This window comes from Micromonospora sp. CNZ285 (genome assembly GCF_004637285.1).
This window is the reverse complement of the sequence record NZ_SPQD01000001.1, coordinates 4,574,257-4,597,713: the sequence shown is the minus strand read 5'-3', so window position 1 is coordinate 4,597,713 and position 23,457 is coordinate 4,574,257. Positions and strand designations below refer to the sequence as shown.

At 71.3% G+C, this 23,457-nt stretch carries 25 protein-coding genes and 4 tRNA genes; 22 read left to right on the top strand and 7 right to left on the bottom strand.

The window, feature by feature from the left end:
- Positions 1-13: 13 nt before the first annotated feature.
- Entirely contained in the window at positions 14-892 is an 879-nt protein-coding gene (htpX, locus tag CLT75_RS20900; RefSeq protein WP_135242094.1) for a zinc metalloprotease HtpX, read from the top strand.
- A gap of 102 nt (positions 893-994) precedes the next feature.
- Here htpX and CLT75_RS20895 read toward each other — a convergent pair whose 3' ends face one another.
- Both CLT75_RS20895 and CLT75_RS20890 read right to left on the bottom strand, forming a co-directional pair.
- Positions 995-2,185, bottom strand: a complete 1,191-nt coding sequence (locus tag CLT75_RS20895; protein ID WP_135242093.1) for an MFS transporter — start codon at positions 2,183-2,185, stop codon at positions 995-997.
- On the bottom strand, positions 2,182-2,553 hold the full coding sequence (locus CLT75_RS20890) for a hypothetical protein (RefSeq protein ID WP_135242092.1): 372 nt from the start codon (positions 2,551-2,553) through the stop codon (positions 2,182-2,184). The genes CLT75_RS20895 and CLT75_RS20890 overlap by 4 nt, the downstream gene beginning before the upstream one ends.
- A 193-nt stretch (positions 2,554-2,746) precedes the next feature.
- Between CLT75_RS20890 and CLT75_RS20885 the strand changes: the two genes are divergently transcribed.
- Positions 2,747-4,006, top strand: a complete 1,260-nt coding sequence (locus CLT75_RS20885) for an MFS transporter (RefSeq protein WP_135242091.1) — start codon at positions 2,747-2,749, stop codon at positions 4,004-4,006.
- 4 nt (positions 4,007-4,010) lie between these two features.
- Here CLT75_RS20885 and CLT75_RS20880 read toward each other — a convergent pair whose 3' ends face one another.
- The 5 genes from CLT75_RS20880 to CLT75_RS20860 form a co-directional block, all read right to left on the bottom strand.
- Positions 4,011-4,526, bottom strand: a complete 516-nt coding sequence (locus CLT75_RS20880; RefSeq protein WP_135242090.1) for a hypothetical protein — start codon at positions 4,524-4,526, stop codon at positions 4,011-4,013.
- A complete protein-coding gene (locus CLT75_RS20875) occupies positions 4,507-5,013 on the bottom strand; it encodes a SigE family RNA polymerase sigma factor (RefSeq protein ID WP_135242089.1) in 507 nt (168 codons plus the stop codon). Before CLT75_RS20875 ends, CLT75_RS20880 begins: the two co-directional genes overlap by 20 nt.
- A 65-nt stretch (positions 5,014-5,078) precedes the next feature.
- Positions 5,079-6,479, bottom strand: a complete 1,401-nt coding sequence (locus tag CLT75_RS20870) for an MFS transporter (RefSeq protein ID WP_135242088.1) — start codon at positions 6,477-6,479, stop codon at positions 5,079-5,081.
- A 120-nt stretch (positions 6,480-6,599) separates the two neighbouring features.
- Positions 6,600-7,043, bottom strand: coding sequence for a YunG family protein (locus tag CLT75_RS20865; RefSeq protein ID WP_135242087.1), 444 nt, complete (start codon positions 7,041-7,043; stop codon positions 6,600-6,602).
- 222 nt (positions 7,044-7,265) lie between these two features.
- On the bottom strand, positions 7,266-7,760 hold the full coding sequence (locus CLT75_RS20860) for a YajQ family cyclic di-GMP-binding protein (RefSeq protein ID WP_135242086.1): 495 nt from the start codon (positions 7,758-7,760) through the stop codon (positions 7,266-7,268).
- 147 nt (positions 7,761-7,907) lie between these two features.
- On the opposite strand from CLT75_RS20860, the gene CLT75_RS20855 reads away from it, so the two are divergent.
- The 20 genes from CLT75_RS20855 (at position 7,908) to rpoB (ending at position 23,410) form a co-directional block, all read left to right on the top strand.
- Positions 7,908-7,991: transfer RNA gene (locus CLT75_RS20855), tRNA-Tyr, on the top strand.
- A gap of 106 nt (positions 7,992-8,097) precedes the next feature.
- Positions 8,098-8,457, top strand: a complete 360-nt coding sequence (locus tag CLT75_RS20850) for a hypothetical protein (RefSeq protein ID WP_135242085.1) — start codon at positions 8,098-8,100, stop codon at positions 8,455-8,457.
- Between the two features lie 63 nt (positions 8,458-8,520).
- On the top strand, positions 8,521-8,778 hold the full coding sequence (locus CLT75_RS20845; protein ID WP_486485233.1) for a hypothetical protein: 258 nt from the start codon (positions 8,521-8,523) through the stop codon (positions 8,776-8,778).
- A gap of 421 nt (positions 8,779-9,199) precedes the next feature.
- Positions 9,200-9,337, top strand: coding sequence for a hypothetical protein (locus CLT75_RS32710; protein WP_162959301.1), 138 nt, complete (start codon positions 9,200-9,202; stop codon positions 9,335-9,337).
- A gap of 50 nt (positions 9,338-9,387) precedes the next feature.
- Positions 9,388-11,910: a bifunctional diguanylate cyclase/phosphodiesterase gene (locus CLT75_RS20840; protein ID WP_135242084.1), complete on the top strand. Its 2,523-nt coding sequence runs from the start codon at positions 9,388-9,390 to the stop codon at positions 11,908-11,910.
- Positions 11,911-12,006: 96 nt separating this feature from the next.
- Positions 12,007-12,079: transfer RNA gene (locus CLT75_RS20835), tRNA-Thr, on the top strand.
- A 25-nt stretch (positions 12,080-12,104) separates the two neighbouring features.
- Positions 12,105-12,177, top strand: a tRNA-Met gene (locus tag CLT75_RS20830).
- A 132-nt stretch (positions 12,178-12,309) separates the two neighbouring features.
- Positions 12,310-12,477, top strand: coding sequence for a 50S ribosomal protein L33 (gene rpmG, locus CLT75_RS20825; protein WP_013288652.1), 168 nt, complete (start codon positions 12,310-12,312; stop codon positions 12,475-12,477).
- Positions 12,478-12,596: 119 nt separating this feature from the next.
- Positions 12,597-13,043: an FAS1-like dehydratase domain-containing protein gene (locus CLT75_RS20820; RefSeq protein ID WP_135242083.1), complete on the top strand. Its 447-nt coding sequence runs from the start codon at positions 12,597-12,599 to the stop codon at positions 13,041-13,043.
- Between the two features lie 4 nt (positions 13,044-13,047).
- On the top strand, positions 13,048-13,440 hold the full coding sequence (locus CLT75_RS20815; protein WP_091426432.1) for a MaoC family dehydratase: 393 nt from the start codon (positions 13,048-13,050) through the stop codon (positions 13,438-13,440).
- 127 nt (positions 13,441-13,567) lie between these two features.
- Positions 13,568-13,640 (top strand) — tRNA-Trp (locus CLT75_RS20810).
- 213 nt (positions 13,641-13,853) lie between these two features.
- On the top strand, positions 13,854-14,246 hold the full coding sequence (gene secE / locus CLT75_RS20805) for a preprotein translocase subunit SecE (RefSeq protein ID WP_013288649.1): 393 nt from the start codon (positions 13,854-13,856) through the stop codon (positions 14,244-14,246).
- Positions 14,247-14,281: 35 nt separating this feature from the next.
- Complete coding sequence (gene nusG / locus CLT75_RS20800) at positions 14,282-15,004, top strand: transcription termination/antitermination protein NusG (RefSeq protein WP_135242082.1); 723 nt, start codon at positions 14,282-14,284, stop codon at positions 15,002-15,004.
- 187 nt (positions 15,005-15,191) lie between these two features.
- A complete protein-coding gene (rplK, locus tag CLT75_RS20795; protein WP_013288647.1) occupies positions 15,192-15,623 on the top strand; it encodes a 50S ribosomal protein L11 in 432 nt (143 codons plus the stop codon).
- Between the two features lie 88 nt (positions 15,624-15,711).
- Positions 15,712-16,428 (top strand): 50S ribosomal protein L1, encoded by a 717-nt coding sequence (gene rplA, locus CLT75_RS20790; RefSeq protein ID WP_135242081.1) that lies wholly within the window; start codon positions 15,712-15,714, stop codon positions 16,426-16,428.
- A gap of 82 nt (positions 16,429-16,510) precedes the next feature.
- Complete coding sequence (locus CLT75_RS20785; protein ID WP_135242080.1) at positions 16,511-17,398, top strand: ATP-binding cassette domain-containing protein; 888 nt, start codon at positions 16,511-16,513, stop codon at positions 17,396-17,398.
- Complete coding sequence (locus tag CLT75_RS20780) at positions 17,395-18,084, top strand: hypothetical protein (RefSeq protein ID WP_135242079.1); 690 nt, start codon at positions 17,395-17,397, stop codon at positions 18,082-18,084. Before CLT75_RS20785 ends, CLT75_RS20780 begins: the two co-directional genes overlap by 4 nt.
- A 332-nt stretch (positions 18,085-18,416) precedes the next feature.
- On the top strand, positions 18,417-18,962 hold the full coding sequence (gene rplJ / locus CLT75_RS20775; protein ID WP_018784544.1) for a 50S ribosomal protein L10: 546 nt from the start codon (positions 18,417-18,419) through the stop codon (positions 18,960-18,962).
- Between the two features lie 54 nt (positions 18,963-19,016).
- Positions 19,017-19,403, top strand: coding sequence for a 50S ribosomal protein L7/L12 (gene rplL / locus CLT75_RS20770; protein ID WP_135242078.1), 387 nt, complete (start codon positions 19,017-19,019; stop codon positions 19,401-19,403).
- 575 nt (positions 19,404-19,978) lie between these two features.
- On the top strand, positions 19,979-23,410 hold the full coding sequence (gene rpoB / locus CLT75_RS20765) for a DNA-directed RNA polymerase subunit beta (RefSeq protein ID WP_013288641.1): 3,432 nt from the start codon (positions 19,979-19,981) through the stop codon (positions 23,408-23,410).
- Positions 23,411-23,457 lie beyond the last annotated feature (47 nt).

Genomic DNA, 23,457 nt, shown 5'->3' with positions numbered 1-23,457 from the left:
CGAAGGAGAGATCGTGCATCACAACCGTCTCAAGACCGCAGCGCTGCTCGGCCTGTTGACCTCGCTGATCCTCGCGATCGGCTACTGGTTCGGCGGTAGCGGCGGTCTCGTCATCGCCGTCGTCGTCTCGTTGCTGATGAACGGCGTCACCTACTTCTACTCCGACAAGCTCGCACTGCGCTCGATGAAGGCGCAACCGGTCAGCGAGGCACAGTTCCCCGAGCTGTACCAGATGGTGCGGGAGCTCTCCACGCAGGCCGGCAAGCCGATGCCCCGGCTCTACGTGAGCCCGACCTCGCAGCCCAACGCGTTCGCCACCGGTCGTAACCCGGAGCACGCGGCGGTCTGCGTCACCCAGGGCATCGTGGAGATCCTGGACTACCGGGAGCTGCGTGGCGTGATCGGCCACGAGCTGTCCCACGTCTACAACCGGGACATCCTGATCTCCAGCGTGGCGGCCGGCCTGGCCGGCATCATCACCATGCTGGCGAACCTCGCCTGGTTCATCCCGCTGGGCTCGTCGGACGACGAGGACGGCCCGAACCCGGCCGTGCTGCTGCTCACGCTGATCCTCGGCCCGATCGCCGCCACGGTGATCCAGCTCGCGATCAGCCGGAGCCGGGAGTTCCAGGCCGACCAGTCCGGCGCCGAGCTGAGCCGCGACCCGCTGGCCCTGGCCAGTGCCCTCCGCAAGATCCACCTGGGTACGCAGGCGCGTCCGCTGGCGCCGCAGGGCCAGCTCGCCAGCACCGCCCACCTGATGATCGACAACCCGTTCAAGCGGGGCGGCGGCATCGCCGCGATGTTCGCCACCCACCCGCCGATGGAGCAGCGGGTGGCCCGCCTGGAGCAGATGGCCCGCAACTCCGGGCCGGTGCAGTTCCAGCGCTGACCCGCGTGACACGAACGCCGCCCGCGTCCACCCGGACGCGGGCGGCGTTCGTGTCTGCGCACTGCTTCAGGCCCCGCCGGCTCGGGCGGCTCCGGCCGGGCGTCAGGACGCGGCCGGCTCAGGCACCCGGTCCGGCCGGACGGCCAGTACCACGGCGAGCAGGACCGCCCCCGCCGCCAGGTACGCGGCGGCCGGGCCGAGCAGTACGGCCACACCGCCGAGCAGGAAGATCCCGACCCCGGACAGCACGATGTTGCCGGCCACGATCGTCGCCTCCACCTGCCCCATCCGCTCCCGCGGCGCCAGCCGCGCGAACGTGGCCTGGGCGCCGATCAGCCACCCGCCGCCCGCGCCGACGAGCGCGTTCGCTGTGGCGAGCGCCCACGCCGGGGCGTCGAGGGCCACCAGCAGACCGGCCAGCAGCAGCGCGGCGCCCAGCGCGCTCGCCGCCACCACCTGACCGGTCACCCGGGCCAGCCAGCCGCGCCGCCCGACCACGAGCACGAACACCGCGCCGCCGAACGACGACGCCGCCAGCACGACCGGCCGCCACCCCCCGGCGGCCAGGTCCGGGGCGAGCGTCTCCGGCAGCCCGCCGGACACGACGGTGGCCAGGGTCAGCAGCGCCACACCCCGCAGCACCGGATGGGCGGCGATGATCCGGATACCGGCGGTCGCGGGCGGCCGTGGACCCCGGTGCTCCTGCCGGCGTACCGGAAGGCCGGCGAGGACCACCGCCGCGAGCAGGAACGAGACCAGGTCGATCACGAGCGCCACCCGGGGACCGAGCGCCACCGTCACACCGGCGCCGGCGAGCAGGCCGACGACCTGACCGCTCTGATTGGCGAACGCGGAGAGCCCGAACAGCGGCAGCCGCAGCGGCGGCTCCACCGCCTCGGCCGTGATCGCCACGTGCACGCTCGCGTACGCGGCCCGGACCGCGCCGAGCAGCCCGGCCGCCACGATCGCCGGCACCGGCTCGGGCACCGCCGCCGGTACGGCGATGAGCACCGCACCGGCCAGCGAGAGCCCGACCAGCATGGTGCGCCGGGCCGGCACGTCCAGCCAGCCGCTGAACGCCGTCGCGACGAGCAGGGCGGGCACCGTGCGGGCGGCGTACACGGCGGCCGGGCCGAGGACCGAGTCGGTCCGGTCGTACGCGAGCAGCAGCAGGGCCGCCAGCCCGACGAAGTCACCCAGCTCGGAGACACCCCGGGCGACGAGTAACCGGGCCGCGACCGGATGCCGGAACAGGGCCCGGTAGCCGGGCGCGGGCGTCGCGGTCTCGGTCATCGATCCGACGGGTCCGTTTCCTCGACGCCGACCGGCTCGTAGTCGGCCCGTTCACGTCTCCGGCGAGCCTGCTCCCGCCGGTAGCTGCTGCGGATCTGCGGATCCTGCCGGCGGCGGCGCAGCGCCACCAGGTCCTCCCACAGGTCGTCCGGCCACTCCGCGACACCCTGCCCGGTGACCAGCTCGGCGTCGGCGGGCGGGTAGACGTACCACCCGAGACCGGAACCGGCGGCCACCGGTGGGCACTGCTGGACCGCGCGGACCGGCAGTGAACCCCGGAGGGTGGCGGACGCGGGCTCGGCGGGCCGGGCGTCGCCGTACAGCGAGTAGATCTCGACCCGTAGCGGCGCGACAGCCATGCCGCTCATCCGACCTCCGATCACGGCGGCGGCCGACCCGCCGTAGGCATGGACTCCGTTCGATCACCGAACCTACTCGTTAACGGCGGGTAAGGCAGCCCCGCGCCGGCAGCCCGATGTGACCGACTCGACCACCGCCCCGCCCAGCAGGAGCGTTAGGGTCGAAGGCTGACTCACTCGTTACTTCCCGGAGGTGCACACAGTGGCCGCACTGCGCCAGTACCAGGGCGTCTGGCGGATCCCCGGCGCGCCGATGCTGCTGGTCCTCGGCATCATCGGCCGGCTCGGGATCGGCATGACCCCGCTGGCGCTGCTGCTCGTCGTCGAGCAGGTCACCGGCCGGTACTCCCTGGCCGCCGTCGCCGGCGGCATCTACGCGCTCTCCGGCGCCGCGCTCAGCCCGGTCGCCGGCCGGATCGCCGACCGGGTCGGACCCACCCCCGTCCTGCTGCTCACCGCGGTCACCCACCCGCTCGCCCTGATCGGGCTGCTCGTCGCCACCCGCTCCGACAGCGGCAACCTCGGGCTGATCTACCTGGCCTCGGGCGTCGCCGGAGCCACGTACCCGCCGCTCACCGCCGCGATCCGGGGCGCCTGGAACGACCTCACCGCCCCCGCCACCGGCCGGGCGCACCTGCGCAACACCGCGCTCGCCGCCGAGACCACCCTCTTCGAGGTCGTGTTCGTGATCGGCCCGCTGCTGGTGGCCGGCTTCGTACTGTTCGCCGACGCCTCCGCCGCGCTCGTCGGCGCCGCGGTGGTCACCCTGGTCGGCACCGCCACCGTCGCGCTCGGCCGGGTCATGCGCGGCTGGCGCCCGCACGCGCGCGAGCACCACGCCCGGGGCCTCGGCCCGCTGCGGCTCGGCGGCTTCCCCGCGCTGCTGCTCTGCGTGGCGAGCCTCGGCATCGCGTTCGGCGCCTCCGGCGTCATCGTCCCGGCCTTCGCCGGGAACTCCGGCGCCGACGACCCGGAGAGCCTGGCCGGCGTGCTGCTCGCCGTCTGGGGCATCGGCAGCGCCATCGGTGGTTTCTGGTTCGGCGTACGCAAGCCCGCCGCCAACATGACCCGCCAGTTCGCCTGGCTGCTCGGCACCGTCGCGGCCAGCTTCGCCGTCTTCGCGGTGATGCCCGGCCCGGCCGCGCTCGGCGTCGCGCTGGTGCTCGGCGGCGCGGCCATCGCCCCCGCGCTCACCCTGGAGAACACGCTCGTCGGGCGGATCACCCCGGCCGGCATGCTGAACGAGGCGTACACCTGGGTGGTGACCATGTCGGTCGCGGCGAGCGCCGCCGGCGGCTCGATCGCCGGCCTGATCATCGACCACGCCGGCGGCGTCCCCTGGGCGTTCGTCTTCGCCGGGGTGGCGGTCGCCGTCGGGGCCGCGGTCGCCGCGCTGCCCGGCGGCCCGATCGCCCGGGCCGAGGCCATAGCGGTACGCGCCGAGCAGACGCTCGCCGCCTGACCGCTCACCCGCCGGCGGTCACCACCCGCTCCACCCCGGGCAGCTTCTCCACGGCGGCCCGGATCGGCGCCGGGTCCTCACCCTGCGCCAGCAGCACCGACAGGACGACCCGGCCGTCGCCGTCCGGCCGGGCCGCGACCGTCCTGCCACCGCAGCGCAGCCCGGTGTCCCCGCGCGCCTGCCCGATCCGGTAGTCGACCTCCCCGATCTGCGGCGAGCCGGCGCCCGGCCGGAAGACGACGTCCAGCCGTACCGGAGGGTCGGCCTGACACGTGGCCGGCGCCGTGGCGGACGGGGTGGCCGCGCCGCCGGCGGCCGGCATCGGCGTCGCCGGTCCGGACAGCGCCGCCGTGGTCGCGGCGCCGCCGGCGACCGTCACCGCGGCCACCCCCGCCAGAACCGCGGCCCGTCGCCGGCTCCTGGCGCGCCCCCGTGCGCGCACCTCGGCCGCTGGGCTGAGCCGCAGCCCGGTCATGTCCTGCTCCAACTCCCGCAGAGCCTCACCAATGCGTGCCGACATCGACTTCCTCCTTGTCGTCGGTCAGTAGAACGGCGAGCGCGGCGCGGCCCCGGGACAGGTACGACTTGACAGTCCCCTCCGGCATGCCGGTGGTCCGGGCGATCTCCGCCACCGGCAGGTCGTGGAGGTGGTGCAGGACGACGACCAGCCGTTGCGCGTCGGGCAGTCGCCGTAACGCCGCCAGCAACGCCACCCGGTCCGGGTTGGGCCCGGGCGCCGGAGTCTCCCGGCCCAGCCGGGCCCGCGCGGCGAACCAACGCCGCAGGCCGCGCCACCGGTTGGCCGTCAGGCGCCAGGCCACCGTCCGCACCCAGCCCTCCGGATCCTCGTACGCCCCGACTGCCGACCAGCGCTGCCAGGCCCGCGCGTACGCCTCCTGCGTCACGTCCTGGGCCTCGGCCAGGTCGCCGCAGAGGGCGTAGACGTGGTGCACGACCCGCCGCGCGGTCGCCGTGTAGAAGGCGTCGAAGTCCTCGGGGCCGTCCATGCCCACCTCCCGTGTCCGCTCTCACCACACGACACCCCGATGCGACTCCGCCGGTTGCACCCGGATCAGGTCGCTCCGGGTCGTACCCGATCGGGCGCCTTCACCCGGCCGGGCCGATCGTGCGGTCCGTCCTGGTCGTGCGGTTCGGCTTGGTCGTGCGGTTCGGCCTGGTCGTGCGGGCCGGGCTGGTCGTGCGGGCCCGCCGGCCCGGTCCGCTCTGTGTTCCGCGCTCCGGGGCCGGGGCGCGCGGCGGACGCTGCGGCGACCAGACCCAGCGCGAGGATCGCCACCGCGCACGCCAGGAGCGTGGGGCGTGCCCCGAACGCGGCGGTCGCCGGACCGCCGAGCATCGTGCCCAGCGGCACCGCGAGCACGGTGACCGCCCCGTTCGCCGCCAGCACGCGGGGGAGGTCCACGGCGCCGGCGCGGCGCTGGAACAACGCCGTCGCGGTCGGCTGGTAGGGCGCCCAGACCAGACCGGCGAGCGCGAACGCGGGCAGCGACAGGACGACCGGCGCGCCCAGGCCGAGCGGGAGCAGCGCGGCGCCGAACAGCGCGACGATGCCGGCGAGCGTGGTCCGCAGCGGCCATCCGCGCAGGTGACCGGTGAACAGCCCGCCGAGCAGCGAGCCGACGCCGAACGCGGTGTAGTAGGCCGCGAGCGTCCCGGCGGAGGCGTGCAGATCCTCGGTGACGTGCACCGGCATGGCGACGTAGAACGGTCCGAAGAGGAAGAAGAACGCGAAGGTCAGCGCCAGCAGTCCGAGCAGCGACCGGTCCCGCCCGATGATCCGGAATCCCGACGTACGCGACGGCCGCGACCCGGCCGGGGCGTTCCGGTACCGGACGGCCGCGGCTTCTCGATCGCGGACGACCAGGCGGTAGCTGGCGGCCAGCACGGCGAAGCTCGCGGCGTCGACGGCGATCACCCACACCGGGCCGATCCAGGCGATGAGGACGCCGGCCAGCGGTGGGCCGACGATCGTCGCGGCCTGGCCGAACACGCCGAGCAGCGCGTTCGCGGCCAGGTGGTGCCGCTGCGGCAGAAGTTCCGCCACGAGCGTGAAGCGACCGGCCGACCCCCACGGGTGCAGCAGCGAGGACACCGCGAGCAAGGCGACGTAGAGACCGACGTCCAGCACCCCGGCGAGGTGGGCGACGGGGATCGCCCCCAACGCGGCGGCCCGCACCGTCGCGTCCCAGCCGGCGAGCTGGGCCCCGCTCCGTCCACCAAGCCACCGCCCGAGCAGTAGCGTGCCGGCCGCGCCCGGCAGCGTGTACGCGGCCACCGCGAACGCGGTCCAGGTGCCGCGCTGCCCGGCGGGGGCGAGTTGCAGAGCCAGCCACGTCACCGCGACAAGGGCGAGCCCGTCACCGAGAGCGGAGGTCGCGAGCCCGGGCAGCAGCCGACGCAGTACCGGTTGACCGAGCACCGGGCGATAGGGGAGGAGCATCGCGCAGGTCATGGTTCCCAGCCGACCTCACGACCGGCCCGTACCCCAAGGAAGTCGCCTGACGGCAGAAGACGCCGCGGCGTTCCGGCCCGCCGGTCGTGGCTGGACCGCGGTCTGTCGCGACGCCCACCGTCACGGTTGAGTGGGCCGGGTCGGTTCGCCGCCGTAGAGGGCTGCGAAGACGCGGTGCCGCAGAATCTCGTACTGCCGGCGGCATCGCCCAGGTGGGCCCGGCGGGCGTTGCTGGACCTGACCGCCGACGACGACTTCCGGCGGCTGGAACTGGTCAGATGTCAGGTCGACCTCGCGCCCGTCGACCAGTCGATTCCAGTAGTGGTAGCCGATCTTGGCGTTTCCGGCGAGGACCTCGCCCAGGATCAGCTCTCCGCCGAGCAGGTCCTGAATGATCAAGGCGGTCACTCCGCATTGACCACGGGCCGGGTTGCCGGCGTGCCAATCCTGCACATCAACTGGGTCGCAGGTGTCCGCTCCCCAGCCGCTGCGAAGTACCGGCCGCAGCATCTCCAGGTCGATCGCGAGCAGGGCTGATTGCTGGGCGGGCTCTTCAGGCGTCATCCGGGAAGGGTCAGCCCTCGACCGGGTCGAGAGTCAAGAGCCAGTCCGCCAGCCGAACGTAGAACCGATAGTCGGCCGAATCGGTTTACCCGAGTCGGTGCGTGCCGGGCCGTCGCCCGGCCGTCGGCCGCCACACGGTAGTGACGAACGACGACCATGGCGACGAGGCGCGCGAGGCCAGAAGGCGTGACCGTATCCCTGACCTGCCCGGATGGCCGAGCCTTACCTGTAGTTGGTGAACTGGAGGGCCAGCCCGAAGTCCTCGCCCTTGAGCAGGGCGATGACGGCCTGGAGGTCGTCCTTCTTCTTGCCGGTGACGCGGAGCTGGTCGCCCTGGATCTGCGCCTGCACGCCCTTCGGGCCCTCGTCGCGAATCTTCTTGCTGATCGCCTTCGCCTTGTCCGAGTCGATGCCCTGCACCACCTTGGCGTCGATCTTGAAGATCTTGCCCGACTGCCGGGGCTCGCCGGCGTCGAGCGACTTCAGCGAGATGTTCCGCTTGACCAGCTTCTCCTTGAAGACGTCCAGCGCGGCCCGAACGCGCTCCTCGGTCTCCGCCTGGAGGCTGATCGCCTCCTCCCCCGACCAGGAGATCTCCGCGCCGGTGCCGCGGAAGTCGAACCGCGTCGCGAGCTCCTTCTCCGACTGGCGGACGGCGTTGTCGACCTCCTGCCGGTCGACCTTGCTCACGATGTCGAACGACGGGTTCGCTGCCATGCTCATGCTCCTGCTGTCCGGCGGTCTGTCCTGGTCCGTCCCGCGCTGACCAGCGTGGGACCTCCTGACGGTACCCGGTTGCGGCAGTGCCGGGGGCAACCGCTATCCTTGCTTCCGCCGCCGCGTTGCGACGCGGTGGTGTGCCCTGGCGGGTTGCCCGAGCGGCCAATGGGAGCGGACTGTAAATCCGTCGCGAAAGCTACAGAGGTTCGAATCCTCTACCCGCCACCAGGTGCAAGAACGGCCCCGTGAGCTGCGAAAACGCGCTCCGGGGCCATTCTCGTTCAGGCGGTGCGGTACTCGTCAGCCCTGTCGGCTTGCGCCGTTAAGCTGAGCCATGATCGAAGCGGGCAGCCGCATGCGCGGCCAAGCGCCTCCGCCGGCCGTCGTCTTCGAGGCGCTGAGCGAGCCCGATCGCGACCCGGCACGCCCGTGGCTGCGGTTGCTGGACGACGAACAGCGACCGCAGATCCTGCGCCGCGAACGCCCGAACCTGGTCGTCTGGTCATCGCTGTGGTCGAAGCGCCCCGACGCGCAGGTGCGCTTCGATCTTGCGTCCGACGGGCATCAGGGCACCTTGCTTCGGTGGACGCTGCTGCTCGCTGAGCCTCTACCTGATCCCTCGCTGATCGGGCATCTGCGTAAGCGGCTGAACGAGCTGATCAACGCGAATCTGCGGTACACCTTCGGCCAGTAGCCGCGCGACCGGTCCGCCGGGCCGCGTCCTCCGGCGGACGGGACAGTAGATCGATACTGGGTCGTGGATCAGGATGAGGTTCGGGTGCTGGCGACCGCCGAGTTCACCAGACGGATGCGCGCCGGCAAGCCCCGAGGCGGGTTCCAACTCGACGACTGGCAGATCTCCGAGCCGTACGAAGCGCAGGTGCGAGGACTCCGCGGAACCGAGCGCTTGCTGGTCGTCGACTTCGTCCCCCGTGGCGAGGCCCGAGCCCGGGGACACTTCAAGCTCAGCGTGGCGGTCGACCCGGACACCGGCGAGGCGGACATGCTCAGGTGACGTACGCCGAGGCGCTGGAGGCCCCTGGTGAGCCCACTGAGCTGTTCCGGCGTGAATGAGGGAATCATCCTCTGGCGTTCATGACAGGGGCAGGTATGGTGGTCAATGCCCGCGGGTCCGGTGGCGATCCACCGGACGGCTCGGCCCGGCGGAGCCGGCCGGGTGGCCCGGGGTAGGTGGGATGGGGTTTCGCGTGACTTGATCCCCTTCGTGGGTGAAGGTGGGAATCCGCAGTGGACGAACCGTCGGATGTCCCTTCACCCCCATGACCTGGCTGCGTGTCGTGGGTGGCCGGGCCGAACGGCGGAACCTGACAGCTACTCGGGCTGGGCGGGTCCTCTCCGCTTTTCTGCTCCCCGGCGTTGTGGCACGATCGGGAAACCTTCACCATCCCTGTGGCAATCTCCCGACAGGAGCAATCATGTCTGGTCGAACGCTGGGCCGGCTGTTTGGCTCGCTCCTCGTGCTCGCCGCCATCGCAGGCGCCTTCGGCATCATCCCCGGCACTGGTAGCGCGCAACTCGCCGACATCGTCTGGACGATGGACGCCCCACGCTGAATCATCGAGCCGTCCGCCGCCCGGCGGACGGCGTCTCGGGTAGGAGGGGCATGGCAGGCCAGGGCCGACCTCGTAGGTCGACGGAACGTGCCTGGCTCGTCACCGCCCCTCTGGCGCTGCTGGCGGTGGTCTGCAGCACCTGCGTCGCGCTGGTTGCCGATCAACCGTTCGGCAAGTGGCCGCTCGCCTTCGCGTTCTTCGTCGTCATGGCGGGGATCAGCTTCGCGGTGCTGAACGTCTACGTCCGGCGCCAGTCGGTGGGCGTGACGCTGACCGAGGTGCCACTCATCGTGGCGCTCTACTTCCTGCCCCCGTTGAGTGTCGTCCTGATCTACACACTCTCGGTGCTGATCTGGAGCGCCTCGCACCGTTTCGGCGCGGCGAAGCTCTGGTTCAACGCCGCCAAGGCCGCTGCCGCCACCTCGCTGGCCAGCCTCGTGCTCCTGGCGCTGCCACCGCTGGATGGTGTCGGGCCGGGGACCTGGGGCTCCCTGTTCCTCGCCGTCTGTGTCGTGACGCTGGTCAGCCTCGTGAGCGTGGTCGGTGTGCACGTGCTGCTCCAGGGCTGGCAGGCCGGGCGGGACGCGCTGCGCAGCATGCCGACCGCGCTGCTCACCGCCGCCATCAACGTGGCGATCGGCCTGCTCGTCCTGATCGCCCTGAAGACGACGTGGTGGTCGGCCCTGCTGCTCGCCGCCCTCTTCAGCGGCCTGGTCCTGGTCTACCGCTCCTACTCCCAGTTCTTCCGCCAGCATCGGACGCTGGCCGGGATGTACGAGCTCACCCGTCTCCTCGCCTCCGGCACCGAGCGGTCGCTCGCCGACATCCTGCTCGACCGGGTACGCGCGCTGATGCAGGCCGAGTACGCGACGCTCTGGCTCCCCGCCCAGGGCCGGCATCCCGAGGTGCTGCTCACCGCCCGGGTGGACACCCCCGGTCTGCTGGACCTGGCGCCGACCCCGGCGAGCCTGCGGCAGCAGGTGCGCAAGAAGGGTCGTACCCTCTCGATCGGCCGCTGGCTCGGCGGCGATCCCGCGTTGCGGCAGGCCGCGGGGGAGGAGCGGGTCAAGGACGCCATCGTCGTGCCGCTGCGTTCCGGCCAGGCCGTGATCGGCACGCTCGAGGTGACCAACCGGCTCAGCGACATCGGTCACTTCGCCCCCGGCGACATCCCCGTCTTCGAGACGGTGGCCGCGCACGCCGCGGTGGCGCTGGAGAACTCCCGCCTGGTCGACCGGCTGCGGCACGACGCCGACCACGACGCGCTCACCGGGCTGCCCAACCGGCGGCGCCTCACCTCGTCGGTGGCGGAGGCGGTCAAGATCCGCGCCCCGGGTGAGGTGGTGGCGCTGCTGCTCTTCGACGTCGACCGGCTCCGCCAGGTGAACGAGTCGCTGGGCCACGCCGCGGGTGACAAGGTGCTTGTCGAGGTGGCCGAGCGGCTGCGCGCCTGCGCGCCCTCCTCGGCACTCGTCGGCCGGGCCGGCGGTGACGAGTTCCTGGTGACGCTCCGGCTGGAGAGCACCGAGGCGGCCCTGGAGCTGGCGAACCAGATCCGGGAGCAGATCCGCGACGAGATGGTCTTCGACGCGCTCACCCTGGACGTGGACACTGTCGTCGGGGTGGCCGTCCACCCGGATCACGGCAGTGACGCGGTGGCGCTGCTGCAACGCGTCGACCTGGCCGCCACCGCGGCGAAGTCGGTACCCGGCAGCATCCAGCTCTACAGCCCGGCGCTGGAATCGCGGTCACTGCGGCGGCTCGGCCTCGCCGGCGACCTGCAACGGGCGCTGGACGAGGGCGAGCTGGAGGTCTACTTCCAGCCCAAGGTCACGCTGCGGGACCGCCGCCTGGTGGGCGTGGAGTGCCTGGCCCGGTGGGAGCACCCGGCGCACGGCACGGTCGCCCCGGACGACTTCGTGGCGGTGGCCGAGCACACCGGCCAGCTCGGCCGGCTCACCGAGTTCGTGCTCCGGGAGAGCCTGCGGCGCAGCCGCGACTGGAGCCACGGCGAACAGCCGCTGTCCGTCGCGGTCAACCTCGCCGCGCGTACGCTCACCGACCAGCACTTCCCGGCGCTGGTACGCGATCTGCTGGCCGAGTACGGCGTACCGCCGCAGCGGTTGACGCTGGAGGTCACCGAGGCGGGTGTCCTGGACGGGACCGAACGTCCCATACCGACCCTGCGCAGCCTCCGTGACCTCGGTGTCCGCCTTTCGGTGGACGACTTCGGCACCGGTAACTCGTCGCTGGCGCAACTGCGCCGGTTGCCGGTGCACGAGGTGAAGGTGGACCGGTCGTTCGTGCAGGGCATGGCGACCGACCCGGGCGACCTGGCGATCGTCAACGCGGTGGTGACGCTGTCCCAGCAGTTCGGCCTGGCGGTGGTGGCCGAGGGCGTGGAGAGTGAGCTGACGCTGGAGCTGCTCCAGGACATCGGCTGCGAGATCGGCCAGGGCTTCCTGTTCAGCCGCCCTCTGCCGTACGAGCGGCTGGAGGCCTGGTTCGGCGCCCAGATCGACCCGGAGACGGTGGTCGCGGGGGAGCTGCCGCGCCTGCGAGTGGTGCCCTGACCAGGGCGGACACGCACCCGGGGGATCCGATTTCACCTGCGCGACGCGGTCGTGTACTGTTTCCCCTGCGCGACACCCCCCGGGGTGATCGGGCAGGCCCCCTTAGCTCAGTCGGCAGAGCGTCTCCATGGTAAGGAGAAGGTCTACGGTTCGATTCCGTAAGGGGGCTCAGAGGGTCCGGCTGGACCCGCCACGGCGGTGTAGCTCAGATGGCAGAGCAAGCGGCTCATAATCGCTGTGTCGCCGGTTCAAGTCCGGCCACCGCTACTCTCGTCCTCCGGGCCCAGCCCGGTGGCCGGTGGGATGGGCGCCACAGGCGCCCACTTTGCATGTCCGCGTCGTCAGCGCGTACGCTGACACGCCGTAGTTGATATCCGTGAGCGAGGAAGGCACTCCGCCGTGGCGAAGGCGACCGATGTCCGGCCGAAGATCACTTTGGCGTGTGTGGAGTGCAAGGAGCGCAACTACATCACGCGCAAGAACCGCCGTAACGACCCGGACCGCATCGAGCTGAAGAAGTTCTGCCCCCGGGACGGCAAGCACACCGTCCACCGCGAGACCCGCTGACCGCTGCCGGCGCAGCCGGTTCGCAGCAGCTTCTCGAACGCCGATCCACCTGACGGGTGGCCTCCGGGCCGCCCGACCGGGCGGATCGGCGTTCGTGTTTTCCGTGTAGGTTCGGCGGCATGTCCCTGGACCCGTCCTTCGTCGGCCGGACGTACCCGCCGACCGCCCCCTATCAGGTGGGCCGAGAAAAGATCCGCGAGTTCGCCACCGCCGTCGGTGCCACCGAACCGGCCCACCACGACCCCGAGGCGGCCCGGGCGCTGGGCCACCGCGACGTGGTGGCGCCCCCGACGTTCCCCGTGGTCGTCACGATGGCGGCGAACCGGCAGATCGTCGAGGATCCGGCGCTCGGCGTCGACTACAGCCGTGTGGTGCACGGCGACCAGCGGTTCGCGTACACCCGGCCGGTGGTGGCCGGGGACGAGCTGGTGTGCGTGAACACCATCGAGGAGGTCACCACCCGGGGCGGGCACGGCTTCCTGACCACCCGCACGGACGTGAGCACCGTGGACGGTGAGCCGGTGGTCGCCGTGTGGTCCAAGATCGTCGTACGCGGAGAGGGCTGAGGACATGGAGCTGCCCACCCAGACGTACCGGGTGACCCGCGCGGACCTGGTCCGCTACGCGGGCGCCTCGGGCGACTTCAACCCGATCCACTGGAGCGACCGCACCGCCACCGGCGTGGGCCTGCCGGGCGTCATCGCCCACGGCATGTTCACCATGGCGCTGGTCGGCCGGGCGGTGGCCGGCTGGGCCGGCGCGCCGGACGCGGTGGTCGACTTCGGCGTCCGGTTCACCCGCCCGGTGGTCGTCCCGGACACCGACGAGGGCACCGAGATCGAGGTGTCGGCGGTGGTCAAGGAGGTCACCGAAGAGGGCCTGACCAGGCTCGACATCACCGCCACCTGCCAGGGCGAGAAGGTGCTGTCGCAGGCTCGGGCACTGATCCGCGCGACGCGCTGAGGGTTCGCCCGACGCGCGAGGGGCAGACCGGTTGGGAAAGTCGCACGACTACCCGTACACTGGTCCGCCGTGGGGCAAGTGACCCCCGCTCGGCACAGCGTGTCCGGGTGGAGGTGAGTTGCCGCACAGGGGTGTAGCTCAATTGGCAGAGCAGCGGTCTCCAAAACCGCAGGCTGCAGGTTCAAGTCCTGTCACCCCTGCGCCTCAGGCCTGACCGTTCCGTGGGTCGCGCCACCCTCACCGGTGGCGTCCGGCCCGTGGTGGTGGCACCGGTGGGGTGGTTCCGAGGCGTTCGGGCCCTCCCGGCCGGTCCGCCGGCCGCGGCCCGTCGCGGGACGGTTGGTCCGGCCGGCGTGACCAACACGCCGCGCACGCCGCCCGGCGTGCGACCCCATACCCGCACGGAGGGCGAAGTGGCCGAGAGCAAGCGCCGCGGCGAGGACGACGGCGACGAGCGTCTGAACGACGACGCGACCGTCGACGACGTGGCCGACGACGACGCCACCGACGCGGACGAGCCGGTCGCCCGGGGTGGCACCGCGACCCGTAAGCGGGCGCAGGCCGAGCCGGCCGAGGGCCGGAAGACCCGCAAGGACACCGAGCGGATCGGGCTGTTCGCCCGCATCGCGCGGTTCTTCCGCGAGGTCGTGGCCGAGCTGCGTAAGGTCATCTGGCCGACCCGCAAGGAGCTGCTGACCTACACGGCCGTGGTGGTCACCTTCGTCGCGGTGATGCTGGCGATCGTGGCCGGCCTGGACTACGGCTTCGCCAAGGCGGTGCTGTGGGTCTTCGGCGAGTCCAGCTGACCTGCGGACAGCGATACTGACGGAAGTGAGCGAGCGTGCCTGAGTACGACGAGACCGCCGGAACCCCGGACGACCAGTCCACGGTGGCGACGGCGGCCAACAACGAGTCGGTCGAGGCCGCCAGCGAGCCGGAGTTCCCGACCACCGAGCCGGCCCCGGACGAGGACTTCGACCCGGTCGCCGAGCTGCGCCAGAAGCTGCGCTACGCGCCCGGCGACTGGTACGTGGTGCACTCGTACGCCGGCTACGAGAACAAGGTCAAGACCAACCTCGAGACCCGGATCACCTCCCTCGACATGGAGGACTTCATCTACCAGGTCGAGGTGCCGACCCGGGAAGAGGTCGAGGTCAAGAACGGCAAGCGGTCGCAGGTCCAGGCGAAGGTCTTCCCGGGCTACATCCTGGTCCGGATGGAGCTGACCGCCGAGTCCTACTCCTGCGTCCGGAACACCCCCGGGGTCACCGGCTTCGTCGGCGCCACCGACCGGGCCGACCGGCCGGCGCCGCTGAGCCTCGACGAGGTTCTCAAGTGGCTGGCCCCGGCGGTCGAGACCGAGCAGAAGAAGGCCAAGCCCGAGATCAAGGTCCTCGACTTCGAGGTCGGCGACTCGGTCACCGTCACCGACGGCGCGTTCGCGTCGCTGCCGGCGACGATCAGCGAGATCAACGCCGACCAGCAGAAGCTCAAGGTGCTGGTGTCGATCTTCGGCCGGGAGACGCCGGTCGAGCTGAACTTCAACCAGGTCGCCAAGATCTGACGTACGTCGGCACCGGCGGCCCGCCCCTCCGGGGGTGGCCGCCGGTGCGCCGTTTCGCCGCCCGCCGACCTCGGCGCGGAGGGTGGCCGACGGCTGCGCTACCCTAGAACGTCGGCTGTCCGCACCGTGCTGACCGTGCGCGCCCGCGGACCGGCGAGAATCCCAGTTCCAAGCCCCAGGAAGAGACATGCCTCCGAAGAAGAAGCTCGTCAAGACGTTCACGCTTCAGCTCCCGGCGGGCCAGGCCACCCCGGCGCCGCCGGTCGGCCCCGCGCTCGGCCAGCACGGCGTGAACATCATGGAGTTCTGCAAGTCCTACAACGCGCAGACCGAGTCCCAGCGGGGCGACATCGTCCCCGCCGAGATCAGCGTCTACGAGGACCGCACGTTCACCTTCGTGCTGAAGACCCCGCCCGCCGCCCGGCTGCTGATCAAGGCCGCCGGTGTGCAGAAGGGCTCGGGCGTCCCGCACAAGGAGAAGGTCGGCTCGGTCACCCGCGCTCAGCTGCGCGAGATCGCCGAGAAGAAGATGGCGGACCTCAACGCCAACGACATCGACCAGGCCGAGAAGATCATCGCCGGCACCGCCCGGTCGATGGGCCTGACCGTCGCCGACTGATCTCGCTCCACCGCTCCACCCGATCTTTCTGTTCGTGGGAGGGCCGCGCACGCCGCGCGCCCGCCAGAGACCACAGGAGTCACCAGAAATGCAGCGCAGCAAGAGCTACCGCAAGGCCGCCGAGGTCATCGACCGGTCGAAGCTCTACACCCCCGTCGAGGCCGTCAAGCTGGCCAAGGACACCACCAACACCAAGTTCGACGCCACGGTCGAGGTCGCGATGCGCCTCGGCGTCGACCCCCGCAAGGCGGACCAGATGGTCCGCGGCACGGTCAACCTGCCGCACGGCACCGGTAAGACCGCCCGCGTGATCGTCTTCGCCGCCGGCGCGAAGGCCGAGGAGGCCGTCGCCGCGGGTGCGGACGAGGTGGGCACCGACGAGCTGGTCGCCCGTATCCAGGGCGGTTGGCTGGACTTCGACGCGGCGATCGCCACGCCCGACCAGATGGCCAAGATCGGCCGGATCGCGCGGATCCTGGGCCCGCGCGGTCTGATGCCGAACCCGAAGACCGGCACCGTGACCATGGACGTCACCAAGGCCGTCTCGGACATCAAGGGCGGCAAGATCACCTTCCGGGTGGACAAGCACTCCAACCTGCACCTGATCATCGGCAAGGCCTCCTTCTCGGAGAACCAGCTGGTGGACAACTACGCCGCGGTGCTGGACGAGGTGCTGCGGGCCAAGCCGTCCGCGGCCAAGGGCACGTACCTCAAGAAGGTCACCCTCACCACCACGATGGGCCCGGGCGTCCCGGTCGACCCGAAGGTCGTGAAGAACTTCCAGGAGGGCTCGGCCGAGGGCTGAGCACGCGTACTCCCGGACGGGGCCCCGCCACCACGTTGTGGCGGGGCCCCGTCCGTCCGTCCGGTGTGGCACGCTCGGGCGCATGCGGCTCGACGGCGTCTGGCTCCGCTACCACCGGCACAGCCCGTGGGTGCTGCGGCAGGTCGACGTCGCGATCGGCCCGGGTGAGGCGGCGGTGGTGCTCGGCCGCAACGGCGCCGGCAAGTCCACGTTGCTCCAGCTCGCCGCCGGGGTGCTGCGCCCGAGCCGGGGCCGGGTGACCGACCGGCCGCCGGTCGTCGGCTGGGTGCCGGAGCGCTTCCCCGCCGACCAGCCGTTCACCGTCGGGGCCTACCTGTCCGCGATGGGCCGCGTCGCCGGCGTGCCCGGTCCCGCCGCCGACCGGGCGGTGCGCCACTGGGTGGAGCGGCTGGGCCTGACTCCCTTCCACGGCGTACGCCTGCCGCGGTTGTCCAAGGGCACCGCGCAGAAGGTCGGCCTGGCGCAGGCGCTGCTGCGCCCGCCCGGCCTGCTGGTGCTCGACGAGCCCTGGGAGGGGCTGGACGCCACCGCCCGCGAGGCGGTCCCCGAGATCATCGGCGAGGTGCTGGCCGGCGGCGGCGCGGTGCTGGTCAGCGACCACCGGGGCGAGACGGTCCGGCTCCCGGGCGCCCGGCACCTGTCGGTCACCGACGGCACGGTGACCGAGGAGGCGTCGTCGGGCGGCGCGGCCGTCGCCGTGGTCGAGCTGGCGGTGCCGGCCGCCGGGCTGGCCGCCGCCGTCGCCCGCCTGCGCGCCGACGGCCACCAGATCCTTCGGGTACGCGAACACGCCGTCCCGCCCCCGGCCACGCACCCGGTGCCGGCCTCCGCCGGCCCGTCGGGCACCGGCGGGCCGGGCGGCGCGTCCGCCGCTGGCTCCCCGGACCAGGCCGCTGCCGAGGCCGGGGACTCCGCCCGCCCCGGGCCGGCACCGGAGGTGGCCCGGTGATCGCGCTGGTCCGGCTGCGGCTGGCCGGCTTCGTGCGTACCGGACGGGCGCTGGCGCCGGTGCTGGCCGGCCTGCTCGTCCTCGGCGTCCTCTACGGCGGCGGCCGGGCCCGGCCGGCGGAGGCCTACGGCGTCTCCGCCGTGGTGCTGTTCCCGGTGCTGGCCTGGCAGACCAAGATCCTGCTGGACGTGGAACCCGACGTGCAGCGCCGGATGGCCCGGGTGGTGGCCGGCCCGGCCCGGGAACGGGCGGCCGGGCTGATCGCGGCGCTGGTGGCGGGGCTCGCCGTGGTGCTGCTCGCGCTGGCCCTGCCGTGGGCGCTGGGCGGGGTCACCGCTGCCGTCGGGCCGGGGGAGCGGCCGGTGCTCGCCGGGGTGGCCCTGGGGCTCTGGGCGCACCTGCTCGCGCTGCCGGCGGCGGTGGCGCTCGGCGCGCTCGCCAGCCGGGCGGTGACGCGCAGCGCCGGCTACGGGGTGGCGGTGCTGGTCACCGGCGCGGTCGGGGTCGTGGTGCTCGGGCTCTCCGGCTCGGTCGTGCCGTGGCTGGCCCCGCCGGTGATGGCGACCGCGCGGGCGCTCACCGGGCCGGTCGCGGCCGGCGAGGGCCTGCTGCTGACCGGCTGGGCGGCGCTCTGGGCGGCGGTGGCGCTGACCGGCTACGCCTGGGCGCGGCGTACCCGGCCGTGACCGGTGGGTGACCTGAGCGGTGGGTGACCGGGAGCACTCGGCGCGATTTGGTGCTGCGGCGTACGTCGCGTAACCTGGTGCGGTAGTTCCACCCAAAGACCGCTGGTCACCGTGCTCCGGCACGGTCGAAGGTCCCGCGACGACGGGCGACCCGCGCAGGGCGGTAAGCGAAACTCGGTGTCACGCACGGTCCGCCGACTGTGCCCGTGTCCCGGCCCTCGCCCCGTGCGCCCTGCGCCGGGGCTTTTTCGTTGTCGTGATGCCTCCGCCGCCGTCGTCGAGCCTCGGCTCGCCGCCGGCGTACCAGCTCCGAGCAACGAGAGAGGAGGGACATGGCGGACAAGCCGATCCGGGCCGACAAGGCCACGGCCGTCGCCGAGCTGACCGAGAGCTTCCGCAACGCGGGAGCGACCGTGCTGACCGAGTACCGCGGGCTCACGGTTTCGCAGCTCACCCAGCTGCGGCGCTCGCTCGGCAAGGAGACCAGCTACACGGTCGCGAAGAACACGCTGGCGAAGCGTGCCGCGGCCGATGCGGGCATCTCCGGGCTCGACGAGCTGTTCTCCGGTCCTACCGCGCTGACTTTCGTTTCGGGCGACGTCGTCGAGGCGGCGAAGGGGCTTCGCGACTTCGCGAAGGCCAACCCGAAGCTCGTCATCAAGGGCGGTGTCTTCGAGGGCAAGGCCATTTCCGCGGCCGAGGTCACGAAGCTCGCCGACCTGGAGTCCCGCGAGGTGCTGCTGGCCAAGCTGGCCGGCGCCATGAAGGGCAACCTGAGCAAGGCCGCGGCCCTGTTCCAGGCTCCGCTCGCCAAGACCGCGCGTCTGGCGGCCGCCCTGCAGGACAAGCGCGAGAAGGAGGGCGCCGAGGCGGCCTGAGGCCACCCGGCGCACCCACGTTCTTAGTTTTCATTGCGAGAAAGGACGCCAGACATGGCGAAGCTCAGCACCGAAGAGCTGCTCGACGCGTTCAAGGAGATGACGCTGATCGAGCTCTCCGAGTTCGTGAAGCAGTTCGAGGACACCTTCGAGGTCACCGCCGCCGCTCCGGTCGCCATGGCCGGCCCGGCCGGTCCGGGTGCCCCGGCCGCCGAGGCCGAGCCGGAGAAGGACGAGTTCGACGTCATCCTCGACGCCGACGGTGGCAAGAAGATCCAGGTCATCAAGGTCGTGCGCGAGCTGACCGGCCTGGGCCTCAAGGAGGCCAAGGACCTGGTCGAGGCCGCTCCGAAGGCCGTCCTGGAGAAGGCCAACAAGGAGACCGCCGAGAAGGCCAAGGCCAAGCTCGAGGGCGAGGGCGCCAAGGTCACCCTCAAGTGACCTTGCTCCACCTGACGCGCGTCCGGCTCACGTGAGCCGGGGCACATCGCGTCGCGGCGGGCGGTGATCCGGGAGACCGGGTCACCGCCCGCCGTGTTGGTGCCACCCACCGGCGAACGGCGTGAGCAGGGCGTACAGCGTCCTCTCATCGGCCGGTCAGCGACGTCTGTCGGTAGCCCGTCGGTGGGAAAGACACCCCGAGCGGTAACCGGCCCTTGACGCGGCACCGGCCTGCCAGGCACGCTGAACATCAGCAAGACCTTCCGCGCTTGCAACGGCCGCCTCTCGGGTAAGGGCAACGGCAGCACCGCCGCCGCGGCTCCCGAGCGGACCGGCAGGAGCGTCGCGTTCCGAGCGGCCCGGTCGACCCGGTTTTTCGAGGTCCCAGGGCTTGTTCCGCGACGACCTGCGGGGTGGGCTGGACAGCGGTTAGCCTCTCGGCTACACTGCTAGTTTGCGCTGCCTTCCGACTTGACCCCTGCTCGGAAATGTCCGATTGTGGATATTTCTGGTGGGGTCATTGGAGTGCACGCGTACCAGCCGTTCTGCAGCACCGGTCCTCGGAAGGACGCATCTTGGCAGCTTCCCGCCCTGCGAAGACCAGTCGTACGTCGAGCGCATTCGCGCCCCGCCGAGTTTCTTTCGGTCGGATCACCGAACACCTCGAGGTCCCCAACCTCCTCGCCATCCAGAACGAGTCCTTCGACTGGCTCGTCGGCAACGAGGCTTGGCAGGGCCGGTCGGCGGACGACCCGCACGCACGCTCGGGTCTCGCGGAGATCCTCGACGAGATCAGTCCCATTGAGGACTTCTCCGGCACCATGTCGCTCTCCTTCTCGGCTCCGCGCTTCGACGAGGTCAAGGCCTCGATCGAGGAGTGCAAGGAGAAGGACCTGACCTACTGCGCGCCGCTGTTCGTGACCGCGGAGTTCACCAACAACACCACTGGCGAGATCAAGAGCCAGACGGTGTTCATGGGTGACTTCCCGATGATGACGCCGAAGGGCACCTTCATCATCAACGGCACCGAGCGCGTCGTGGTCAGCCAGCTCGTCCGCTCGCCGGGCGTGTACTTCGACAAGCAGCCGGACAAGACCTCCGACCGCGACCTCTCCAGCGTCAAGGTCATCCCGAGCCGGGGTGCCTGGCTGGAGTTCGACATCGACAAGCGCGACACGGTCGGCGTTCGCATCGACCGCAAGCGCCGCCAGGCCGTCACCGTCCTGCTCAAGGCCATCGGGTGGTCCGCCGAGCGCATCCGTGAGAAGTTCGGCTGGTCCGAGCTCATGATGACCACGCTCGAGAAGGACCACATCGCCGGCCAGGACGAGGCCCTGCTCGACATCTACCGGAAGCTCCGCCCTGGCGAGCCGCCGACCCGTGAGAACGCCCAGACCCTGCTCGACAACCTCTTCTTCAACCCGAAGCGGTACGACGTCGCCAAGGTCGGGCGCTACAAGTTCAACAAGAAGCTCGAGCTGGACGTGCCGATCACCACCGGCACGCTCACCGAGGACGACATCGTCGCCACCGTGGAATACCTCTGCCGGCTGCACGCCGGTGAGGAGGGCTACGAGGCCGACGACATCGACCACTTCGGCAACCGTCGCCTGCGTACCGTGGGCGAGCTGATCCAGAACCAGGTCCGGGTGGGTCTCTCCCGGATGGAGCGGGTCGTCCGCGAGCGGATGACCACCCAGGACGTCGAGGCGATTACGCCGCAGACCCTGATCAACATCCGCCCGGTGGTGGCGGCGATCAAGGAGTTCTTCGGTACGTCGCAGCTGTCCCAGTTCATGGACCAGACCAACCCGCTGGCGGGCCTGACCCACCGGCGCCGGCTGAGCGCGCTCGGCCCGGGTGGTCTGTCCCGCGAGCGGGCCGGCTTCGAGGTCCGCGACGTGCACCCGTCCCACTACGGCCGGATGTGCCCGATCGAGACGCCGGAAGGCCCGAACATCGGCCTGATCGGCGCGCTGTCCACGTTCGCCCGGGTCAACCCGTTCGGCTTCATCGAGACGCCGTACCGGAAGGTCATCGACGGCCGGGTCACCGACCAGATCGACTACCTGACCGCGGACGAGGAGGACCGGTTCGTCAAGGCGCAGGCGAACGCCCCGCTGAAGTCGGACGGCACCTTCGCCGAGGACCGCGTCCTGGTCCGCCGTAAGGGCGGCGAGACCGAGGACGTCGCGCCGGGCGCCGTGGACTACATGGACGTGTCGCCGCGGCAGATGACCTCGGTCGCCACCGCGATGATCCCGTTCCTGGAGCACGACGACGCCAACCGCGCGCTCATGGGCGCGAACATGCAGCGTCAGGCGGTGCCGCTGGTCAAGGCCGAGGCCCCGCTGGTCGGTACGGGCATGGAGTACCGCGCCGCGGTCGACGCCGGTGACGTCGTCGTCGCCGAGGTCGGCGGTGTGGTCGAGGACCTGTGCGCGGACTACATCACCGTCCACCAGGACGACGGCCACCGCCGGACGTACCTGCTGCACAAGTTCCGCCGCTCCAACGCCGGCTCCTGCGTCAACCAGAAGCCGGTCGTCTTCGAGGGCGACCGCGTCGAGGCCGGTCAGGTCATCGCCGACGGTCCGTGCACCGACGAGGGCGAGATGGCGCTCGGACGCAACCTGCTGGTGGCGTTCATGTGCTGGGAGGGCCACAACTACGAGGACGCGATCATCCTGTCGCAGCGCCTCGTGCAGCAGGACGTGCTCACCTCGATCCACATCGAGGAGCACGAGGTCGACGCCCGGGACACCAAGCTCGGCCCGGAGGAGATCACCCGCGACATCCCGAACGTCAGCGAGGAGATGCTCGCGGACCTCGACGAGCGCGGCATCATCCGGATCGGCGCCGAGGTCGTCCCCGGCGACATCCTGGTCGGCAAGGTCACCCCGAAGGGTGAGACCGAGCTGACCCCCGAGGAGCGGCTGCTCCGCGCGATCTTCGGCGAGAAGGCGCGCGAGGTCCGGGACACCTCGCTGAAGGTGCCGCACGGCGAGACCGGCACGGTCATCGGTGTGCGTACCTTCTCCCGCGAGGACGGCGACGAGCTGCCCCCGGGCGTGAACGAGCTGGTCCGGGTCTACGTGGCCCAGAAGCGCAAGATCCAGGACGGTGACAAGCTCGCGGGCCGCCACGGCAACAAGGGCGTCATCTCCAAGATCCTGCCGATCGAGGACATGCCGTTCCTGGAGGACGGCACCCCGGTCGACATCGTGCTGAACCCGCTCGGTGTGCCGTCCCGGATGAACATCGGCCAGGTCCTGGAGACCCACCTCGGGTGGGTGGCCAAGACCGGCTGGAGCGTGGACGGCGACGACGCCGAGTGGAAGCGCCAGCTCCGCTCGATCAACGCGCACGAGTCCGAGCCGGACACCAACGTGGCCACTCCGGTCTTCGACGGTGCCCGCGAGGAGGAGATCTCCGGTCTGCTGGCGTCGACCCTGCCCAACCGGGACGGCAACCAGCTCATCGGCGGCAGCGGCAAGGCGCAGCTGTTCGACGGTCGTTCCGGCGAGCCGCTGCCCGACCCGATCGCGGTCGGCTACGTCTACATCCTGAAGCTCAACCACCTGGTCGACGACAAGATCCACGCCCGGTCGACCGGCCCGTACTCGATGATCACGCAGCAGCCGCTGGGTGGTAAGGCGCAGTTCGGTGGCCAGCGCTTCGGTGAGATGGAGTGCTGGGCCATGCAGGCGTACGGCGCCGCCTACGCCCTGCAGGAGCTGCTGACCATCAAGTCCGACGACGTCCTGGGCCGGGTCAAGGTCTACGAGGCGATCGTCAAGGGCGAGAACATCCCCGAGCCGGGCATCCCGGAGTCGTTCAAGGTGCTGCTCAAGGAGCTGCAGTCGCTGTGCCTCAACGTCGAGGTGCTCTCCAGCGACGGTGTGGCCCTGGAGATGCGCGAGACCGACGACGAGGTGTTCCGGGCGGCGGAGGAGCTGGGCATCGACCTGTCCCGGCGCGAGCCGAGCTCGGTCGAAGAGGTCTGAGGTGGTGATCCGGGGCAGGGTCACCCTGCCCCGGATCCCACTCGTTA